This is a genomic window from Bradyrhizobium sp. AC87j1 (assembly GCF_002936975.1).
Lineage (GTDB): Bacteria > Pseudomonadota > Alphaproteobacteria > Rhizobiales > Xanthobacteraceae > Bradyrhizobium > Bradyrhizobium shewense.
Genome location: NZ_PTFE01000004.1, coordinates 168,512 through 176,137, shown reverse-complemented (window position 1 = coordinate 176,137; position 7,626 = coordinate 168,512). Strand labels below are relative to the sequence as shown.

Annotated in this window: 8 protein-coding genes; 4 read left to right on the top strand and 4 right to left on the bottom strand. The window is 65.6% G+C overall.

Translation table 11 applies throughout. The features are described from left to right. Positions 1 to 377: 377 nt before the first annotated feature. Complete coding sequence (locus CV770_RS04755) at positions 378 to 785, top strand: NADH:ubiquinone oxidoreductase subunit NDUFA12 (protein ID WP_104461489.1); 408 nt, start codon at positions 378 to 380, stop codon at positions 783 to 785. Between the two features lie 364 nt (positions 786 to 1,149). Here the strand turns inward: CV770_RS04755 and CV770_RS04750 are convergent, their stop codons facing one another. Both CV770_RS04750 and CV770_RS04745 read right to left on the bottom strand, forming a co-directional pair. Then, entirely contained in the window at positions 1,150 to 1,869 is a 720-nt protein-coding gene (locus CV770_RS04750; RefSeq protein WP_104461488.1) for a DUF899 family protein, read from the bottom strand. An 82-nt stretch (positions 1,870 to 1,951) separates the two neighbouring features. Further along, complete coding sequence (locus tag CV770_RS04745; protein ID WP_104461487.1) at positions 1,952 to 2,638, bottom strand: DJ-1/PfpI family protein; 687 nt, start codon at positions 2,636 to 2,638, stop codon at positions 1,952 to 1,954. 95 nt (positions 2,639 to 2,733) lie between these two features. Between CV770_RS04745 and CV770_RS04740 the strand changes: the two genes are divergently transcribed. Together CV770_RS04740 and CV770_RS04735 are read left to right on the top strand one after the other, a co-directional pair. Beyond that, complete coding sequence (locus tag CV770_RS04740; protein WP_104461486.1) at positions 2,734 to 3,672, top strand: GlxA family transcriptional regulator; 939 nt, start codon at positions 2,734 to 2,736, stop codon at positions 3,670 to 3,672. Between the two features lie 81 nt (positions 3,673 to 3,753). Beyond that, entirely contained in the window at positions 3,754 to 4,290 is a 537-nt protein-coding gene (locus tag CV770_RS04735; protein WP_245453676.1) for a hypothetical protein, read from the top strand. Between the two features lie 28 nt (positions 4,291 to 4,318). Here CV770_RS04735 and CV770_RS04730 read toward each other — a convergent pair whose 3' ends face one another. Continuing rightward, positions 4,319 to 5,326 (bottom strand): Na+-dependent transporter, encoded by a 1,008-nt coding sequence (locus tag CV770_RS04730; protein ID WP_104461485.1) that lies wholly within the window; start codon positions 5,324 to 5,326, stop codon positions 4,319 to 4,321. A 111-nt stretch (positions 5,327 to 5,437) separates the two neighbouring features. Next, on the bottom strand, positions 5,438 to 6,385 hold the full coding sequence (lipP1, locus tag CV770_RS04725) for a LipP1 family hormone-sensitive lipase (RefSeq protein ID WP_104461484.1): 948 nt from the start codon (positions 6,383 to 6,385) through the stop codon (positions 5,438 to 5,440). Between the two features lie 207 nt (positions 6,386 to 6,592). Between lipP1 and CV770_RS04720 the strand changes: the two genes are divergently transcribed. Then, on the top strand, positions 6,593 to 7,624 hold the full coding sequence (locus tag CV770_RS04720; protein ID WP_201759698.1) for a DUF2155 domain-containing protein: 1,032 nt from the start codon (positions 6,593 to 6,595) through the stop codon (positions 7,622 to 7,624). The last annotated feature ends 2 nt before the right edge of the window (positions 7,625 to 7,626 follow it).

Below are 7,626 nucleotides of genomic sequence, written 5' to 3'. Positions count from 1 at the left end.
CGACCTCACCGAGCTTTGCACAGGGGCCCGCCGCCACGGCCACCGCCGCCGGGCCCCTGTGCAAAGCTCGGTGAGGTCATGGGTAGAACGAGCGCCAGCGCTGCGGCGGCACTCAAAACTTTCAGACTTTTCATGATAAAACTCCTTTCCCGGAAGCAAACCCTATGAAAGGGCTGGGGTTCCTGGGATCACGCCGGTTTGCGCGTGAACGGAGCCTCGCTCTCAATGGCTGTACCCGGCATGAACGGATCGCGTCCGATTTGCGGCAGCATTCATGGCAAGGACGGCGCATTTGCCGAGGGCACCGCCGCCCCGCCGAACTGGACATTTCGCCGCCCGGATGGCATCAGGACCCGACGAAGCAGGGCCCTTGCCGCATGAAACAATTCTTCCTCAAGTTCTTCACCTGGTGGAACGGCCAGACTTTTGGCACCCAACTCTGGACCAAGCGGTACGGAGAGCTGGTCGGCCATGACGAGCAGGGCAATCTCTACTATCGCACCCGCGGCGGGGCGGTCGATCCGACGCTTGGCTTCGAGCGACGCTGGGTGGTCTATAACGGCTATGCGGAAGCCAGCCGGATCCCGCCGTCCTGGCACGGCTGGATTCATCATGTCGTCGATGTGCCGCCGACCGAGGCCAACTATCAGCCGCGCGAATGGGAAAAGCCGCACCAGCCGAATCTCACCGGCACGGCAAAGGCCTATCGGCCCTCAGGCTCGACGCTGGCCAGCGGCAAGCGTCCGAAGGCGACCGGCGACTATCAGCCCTGGACGCCTGGCTAGGCTCTCCGTCCTCCATCGAATCTCGATCATTCGGTTGGATGCACGCGCATCCGCCTCACCCTGCTGTGGACAACGGGAACAGCGGGGACGGCGTCTGCGCGGACATTGCGGCCACGCAAGCCATGCGGCTCAATGTTCCCATCTTACGGAGATGGGAAACCATCGCGTTCGGTTCGGGCAACAGTTCGCGACTGTCCCGAAATGCAGCGGCCGCCGACAAGGACTCGATCGGGAGATAGGCCCCCGGTCTGGAAGGTCCGAAATCGCCCGATGTGAATGTGCAGCCGCCGTAAGACAGGAAAGGCCGCTCGGGAAACCGAGCGGCCTTTTTCTTTGAGGCACTTCGTCGGCCGGTTTGTGCGCCTCAGTCGTAGCGCACCTTCGGGAAGAAGTCGCCGCGGCCTTCGGGCGTCATGTCGAGCAGGCCCCAGAGCGGATCGACCAGATCACCGGCGCGATGATGCTGCTTCGGCGCGGGCGGCGCGAAGCTCATCTCCGAGCCCCAGAAGTGCCTGATCTTGCCGTTCGCTCTCTTGAAGACGTTGAAGATCGTTTCGTCCCAGTTCTGCCCCTCGGGAACGTGGTGCTGCGCGCGCATACCCTTGGAGAATTTCGAGGTGTCGCCGAAGTAATCCGCGTCAAAGCTGTTGCCGGCGGTGGACAGCAGTGACAGATGTTCCCAACCGCGTTCGTGGGCCCAGGCGGCGAGCCGCGCGATCGGCGATTTTGCAACAATGTGAAGCGCGGCACGCTCGCCGATATGCCGTGCGGCGCCGTCGAGCCCGTCAAGCAAATGGGTGCAGCCGGGGCAGGGCAGCTCGCGCTCCGGTCCATACATGAAGCTGTACAAGATCAGCGTGTCATGCGGGCCGAACAGCTCCGACATCCTGACCTGTTCCGGCATGCTCGTTTTGCCGATGCGTTCGAAGACGTAATCCTGGGGCACCTCGCCACCGAATGGCAGCGCGCGACGCCTGGCAGAAACGACCTCAATCTGAGCCCGGAGGGCAATCTCCTCATCCAGCAATGCATTTCGTGCGGCACGATACTCAGTGCTTTCGTTGGGGTAGTGGAGATGCTCCATGATTGCGCTCCGGATGCTGTGAGTTTCGTGCGGGCTTAACTCGCCCCCCAAAACCTCAGTTCCACCACCGAAGGTGGACTGCCTACATCAGACGCGCCGCCGCGCGTTCGACGGCATCGAGGCGGTAGGCCTGCAAAGGCTCAATGCGCTGCTTGACGGAAGCGAGCACTTCGGCGGGCGCGGTATCGGGCGAGCCGGAAGTGAACGGGGGCGCCGGATTATATTCGATCCCGAGCTGGATCGCCTCCGCCGTGGTGCGGTCGATCAGCGTCGACACCAGCGTCAGCGCGAAATCGATTCCCGCGGTGACGCCGCCGCCCGTGATGCGATTGCGATCGACGCAGACGCGCGCCTTGGTCGGCGTCGCGCCGAACTGGCTGAGCATCTCCATCGCGCTCCAATGGGTGGCGGCGCGGTAGCCCTTCAAAAGGCCGGCGGCGCCGAGCGCCAGCGAACCCGTGCAGACCGAGGTGACGTATTTGGCGCCCTCGGCCTGCCGGCGCAGGAAGTCGAGCACCTCCTCGTCATTGAGCAGGTCGTCAGTGCCGCGGCCGCCGGGTACGCAGATCACGTCGAGTTGCGGGCAGTCGGCGAATGTCGTGGTCGGCGTCACGATGAGCGCGGAATCGCTCGGCACCGGCTCGATCCGCTTCCAGATCAGGTGCAGCTTCGCGCCGGGCACCATGGAGAACACCTGCAAGGGACCAGTGAAGTCGAGCTGGGTGACGCGCGGAAATACCAGAAGACCGATCTGGAGCGGTGACGACATCGGCAGGTCCTCCAAAGATGAGCTTGACGCGCGAAGTTTGGCATGGTGCGCTTGTGTCTGAAATGGCGTAATTCCCTCTATTCCGGACACAGGCTATGATTGGCATCCTGATCTTCCCGGATTTCCAGCTGCTCGATGCGGCCGGCCCGATCTCGGTGTTCGAGGTCGCGGCGCGCTGCACTGGCAGGACGCTCGCGCTACGCGTGCTGGCCGCGAGCGCGGGACTGGTGCGCAGCTCGTCGAGCGTCGAGATGATGGCGCGTGATTTCAAGTCGGCGAATGCGATCACGACGCTGGTGATCGCGGGCGGCGCGGGCGTTGCGGATGCCGCGCGCTGCGAGGTCACGCGCGCCTTCGTGCAGCGGCTGGCGCGGCGCGGCGTGCGCGTGGCGAGCGTCTGCTCGGGCGCCTATGTGCTTGCCGAGGCGGGACTGCTGGACGGCCGCCGTGCCACCACGCATTGGGGACGGACGCGCGATTTCGTCGCGCGCTATCCGAAGGTGAAGTTCGAGCCGGACCAGATCTTCACCCGCGACGGCAATGTCTGGACGTCGGCCGGCATCACTGCGGGCATCGATCTGGCGCTCGCGATGGTCACCGAGGACCATGGCGAGGAGATCGCGCAGCAGGCCGCGCGACAGCTCGTGCTCTACCATCGCCGCAGCGGCGGCCAGTCACAGTTTTCATCGCTGCTGGAGCTGAAGACGCCGAACGGCCGCTTCGGCGCGCTGTTGTCCTGGGCGCGCGAAAATCTCGAGGCGCCGCTGACGGTGGAGGACCTCGCCGATCGTGCCGGCATGAGCGCACGGCATTTCGCCCGCGCGTTCGCCGCCGAGACCGGCGCGACGCCGTCGAAAGCGATCGAGCGACTCCGGCTCGAAGTCGCGCGCGAGCGCGTGCAGTCCTCGCGCGAGGCGATCGAGCTGGTCGCGGAGGCGACCGGCTTCGGCGATCCCGAGCGCATGCGGCGCGCCTTCATCCGCGCCTTCGGCCAGCCGCCGCAGGCGCTGCGGCGCGCGGCGAGGGCGGGTTAGGGGATGCGCGGGTCGTCTGGGCGCACGTGCCAGATTGACACCGGCCCTCATCTGAATCGAGAGAGATGCGGGAGATTACGGGTGTCAGGTAACGACAAGGTTCGTTGGACCAAGGGCTATACGCAATCAGAGCTCGACAGGGCGCAACGTCGATTCGGTTTAGTGTTTCCCTCCGATCTAATTGCGCTCCTGAAGCGAAGGCGGCCGGTTCAGGGACATGATTGGACGGACGACCGTGCAATAAGACGAGCGCTGGACTGGCCCCTTGAAAGTCTTCGCCATTCTGTCGAGAATGGACGGCTGTGGTGGTCGGAGTGGGGAGCTTGGCCGTCCAGTGCGCGAGCCCGGGAGGAGACGCTTCGAGAAATCGTTTCCCGGGCACCAAAACTCATCCCGCTGATCGCCCACCGATATTTGCCGGAGCAGCCGCACGAGGCAGGCAACCCCGTCTTTTCCATCTATGGCGTCGATGCAATTTGCTATGGCGTCAATCTAAACGATTATTTCGAAAGAGAGTTCGCGGGCTGGAACAGCAAACCCTGGCCCGCACAGATCAAATACATTCCGTTCTGGTCTGAGCTTGTCGAGCGCTTCGCGCAGGACGGGAACAACGCATAATCCGTTATTGCTGCTGTGCCCGCAGATCCTACCCGGTGCCGCTTGTAGCCGGCGTGTTGGACGTCTCCGCGCGCGCGCCCAATCGCCGCGCGATCGGCATCAGCATGTAAGGCGCAAGGTGAATCGGAAACTGCGTCATCGCGAAATAGAGCCAGGTGGTGGGCGGCAATGCGCCGGCCGTAGCCGCCAGCATCAGGCCGAGATTGCGCTGTGACACCATCAGCCCGAGTGCGAGCGCGCGTTCATAGCCGATGCGGCGGAATAGCAGCGTGGTGATCGCGAGTAGGGTGAAATAGATCGCGAACGAGAGAGCTGCGAGGCCGAGGGTGAACAGCGGCTGCGCGAGCAGGTCGCTGACGACATCGCCCATGATCGCAGCAGCGAAGATGAAGAGGATGATGATGTTGAGGCCGTCGATCGGCGTCTTGTGACGCTGGATTGCCTCCGCGCCGAAGATCCATCGGATGACTGTGGCGGCCAGCAGCGATGCTGCGAGGATGCCGAGCAGTTTCAGGCCCAGCGTCAGCGGCGTGACGCTCAGCATGTCGCCGAGGAAGAGGCCGGCGAATAGCGAGGCCGTGAAGGGCACCAGCGCGGTCGAGGTCACCAGCGTGATCAGCACGAGCGTGGCATCGAGACCCATCAGCGCGGCCAGTGCCGGAGAGGCCATCATCGGCGAGGCCATGCTCTGGAGCATCAGTGCGAGCGAAAGCCCGGGGGCGCGAGCCGTGAGTCCGGTTGCGTGCGCGATCAATCCGACGATCAGCGGCACGCCGATCGTGGTCCAGGCCGTGGCGGTTGCAACCAGCGCCGGTCGGCGCAGATGCCCGTAGAGGGCGGCCAGATCGACCCGCATGAAGGAGATGCAGAGCAGGCACAGGATCGCCTCGGTGAGATAGGGACGCAGCAGCGCGCCGAGCGGTGGCACCGCGGCCGCGATGAATACGACAGCGGCGACTCCGCGCGTGCCCTGGCTTCCGAGCCATGTCAGGACGCGCAGCGGGAAGGCGGCGATGGTTTGCAAAGGAGAAAGCATAGCGTGAGCGTTGGCGTGTAGCCCGGATGAGCGAAGCGATATCCGGGACAGGTATTTCGACAGGTGAGAGCGGACCCGGATGTCGCTTCGCTCATCCGGGCTACGGGACTGTCACCCCAATCCCTTCAGCCATGCGCCGATCTCGCTGACGGCAACATTGGCCTGCTGCAACAGCTTGCCCATCGTGAAGAAGCCATGGAATTGGCCGGGATAATGCTTGGTCGTGACTAATACGCCGGCCTGCTTGAGGCGCTCGGCATATTCGTCGCCTTCGTCGCGCAGCGGATCGGCGCCGGCGGTCAGCACATAGGCCGGCGGCAGGCCGGCAAGGTTTTGCGCACGTGCCGGTGAAGCGCGCCAGTCATGGATGTCGGCGGCGCCATTGAGGTAGTGGTCGCGAAACCAGCGGATCACCGAATGCGTCAGCAGCACGCTGGTCTCGGGCTCGCTGTGAGAGCCGTGCGTCATGGCGAAATCGGTCGCGGGGTAGATCAACACCTGGCCCGCGATCGCGGGACCGCCAGCGTCACGCGCGGCCAGCGCCACGACCGCGGCGAGATTGCCGCCGGCGCTGTCGCCGCCGATCGACAGGCGCGAGGCGTCGATGCCGAGCTCGCGCGCGTTCGCGGCGATCCATTGGGTCGCGGCGATGGCATCCTCAATGGCCGCGGGAAATTTGTGCTCGGGCGCGAGGCGGTAGTCGACCGAGATCACGATCAGCGCGCCGGCGTCGGCCAACTGGCGGCAGACGACGTCGTGGGAGTCGAGATCGCCGATCACCCAGCCGCCGCCATGGAAGAACACCAGCGCCGGCGACAGGGCGTCGTGCCGGCGCGGCTCCTTGGGAACGTAGAGGCGGGCGGGGATCACCCCGTGCGGTGCCGGGATCGATAGCGATGTGACGCGCGCGAGCTCCGGCGGCTCGGGGTTGGTGGCAAAGCGGGCCTGAGCATAATAGGCGCGCGCTTCCGGCGCCGTCAGGGTCTCGTAGGCGGGGCGGCCGGCCTCCTGGAAAGCCCCGTAGACGGCGGCGGCATCGGGATCGAGCACGACGGGCATGGAAGGGCACACCTCGGGGTTTCCGGTTATCGTTGGATGTCATTTTCGGGGCGATGCCCGCCTCGCGCCCCTGGGAGGGGCTTTCGACTATCCCACCCGCCAGCCGTCCTGGCCAGCGGGCAGCGGGCAGGGCAGGGATGCCGCCCTTCCCCCGCCGTATTCCCCGTGTTAACCGGAGGGCCTGCGAGCGGCGGTATCCCCTGTAGAATGTCCAACAAGCCCGATTCGCTGTTGAAGCCGCGCGAGATGTTTCGAACCATTACCCTGACAGGTCTTGCGGCGCTTTTGGCCGCCACCGCACTGACGGTTGCGACGCCGGCTCAGGCGCAGATCGGCACGATCTTTTCCGATCCGCCGCCGCTGCGGCCGCCCGGCAACATTCCGCGTGGCCAGCCCCAGCCGCAGCAGATCCCCGATGACGACGAAGAGGTGCCGGAGCTGCCGCCGCAGGGCCGCGTGCTGCCGTCGCGCCCGATGCCTCCACCGCCGGGACGGCAGGGCAATGTGATGCCGGGGCCAGTTGAGACCCAGCCTCTGGCGCCGCCGCCGGGCTCCACCGTCCCCCCGCCAAACCAGCCGCCGCCTGTGGCGGTCGCGCCGCCGGGCGCCGGCCAGCCGGGTGCGCCGGGTCGCCAGCCGCAGCAGAAGGGCGGGCCGGGTGGCGCCGTGCCGCAGACCCCTGCAAGCCTGCAGCCGGGCGACGAGGTTGTCACCGAGCCGCCGGCCCAGAAGATCGTGAACAAGAAGGCGACCTTCTCGGGGCTCGACAAGATCACCGGGCGCATCATCAATTTCGACGAGGAGATCGGCGAGACCGTCCAATTCGGCGCGCTCAGGGTCAAGACCAACGCCTGCTACACGCGGCCGGCGACCGAGGCCACCAACACCGACGCCTTCGTCGAGGTCGACGAGATCACCTTGCAAGGCGAGGTGAAGCGGATCTTCTCGGGTTGGATGTACGCGGCAAGCCCGGGCCTGCACGGCGTCGAGCACCCGATCTACGACATCTGGCTCACCGACTGCAAAGAGCCGCAGCAGACCATTGCGACCGCAGCGCCGGATCCCGCGACCAAGCCTGCACCTCCGCCGCCGCCCGCGCAGAAGAAGGCCGCGCCGAAGCAGGTGCAGCAGCGTCCGCCGCAGCCTCTGCCGCCGATCCAGCAGCAGCAACCAGCACCACCGCCTCCGCCGCCGGAGCAGCGGCCGGGTTTGTTCGGTATTCCGGGGTTTGGCCGTTAGGC

Bases quoted from the DNA above. Each gene is read 5' to 3' on its own strand.
- CV770_RS04755 (WP_104461489.1), top strand. From the start codon at position 378: ATGAAACAATTCTTCCTCAAGTTCTTCACCTGGTGGAACGGCCAGACT.
- CV770_RS04750 (WP_104461488.1), bottom strand. From the start codon at position 1,869: ATGGAGCATCTCCACTACCCCAACGAAAGCACTGAGTATCGTGCCGCA.
- CV770_RS04745 (WP_104461487.1), bottom strand. From the start codon at position 2,638: ATGTCGTCACCGCTCCAGATCGGTCTTCTGGTATTTCCGCGCGTCACC.
- CV770_RS04740 (WP_104461486.1), top strand. From the start codon at position 2,734: ATGATTGGCATCCTGATCTTCCCGGATTTCCAGCTGCTCGATGCGGCC.
- CV770_RS04730 (WP_104461485.1), bottom strand. From the start codon at position 5,326: ATGCTTTCTCCTTTGCAAACCATCGCCGCCTTCCCGCTGCGCGTCCTG.
- lipP1 (WP_104461484.1), bottom strand. From the start codon at position 6,385: ATGCCCGTCGTGCTCGATCCCGATGCCGCCGCCGTCTACGGGGCTTTC.
- CV770_RS04720 (WP_201759698.1), top strand. From the start codon at position 6,593: ATGTCCAACAAGCCCGATTCGCTGTTGAAGCCGCGCGAGATGTTTCGA.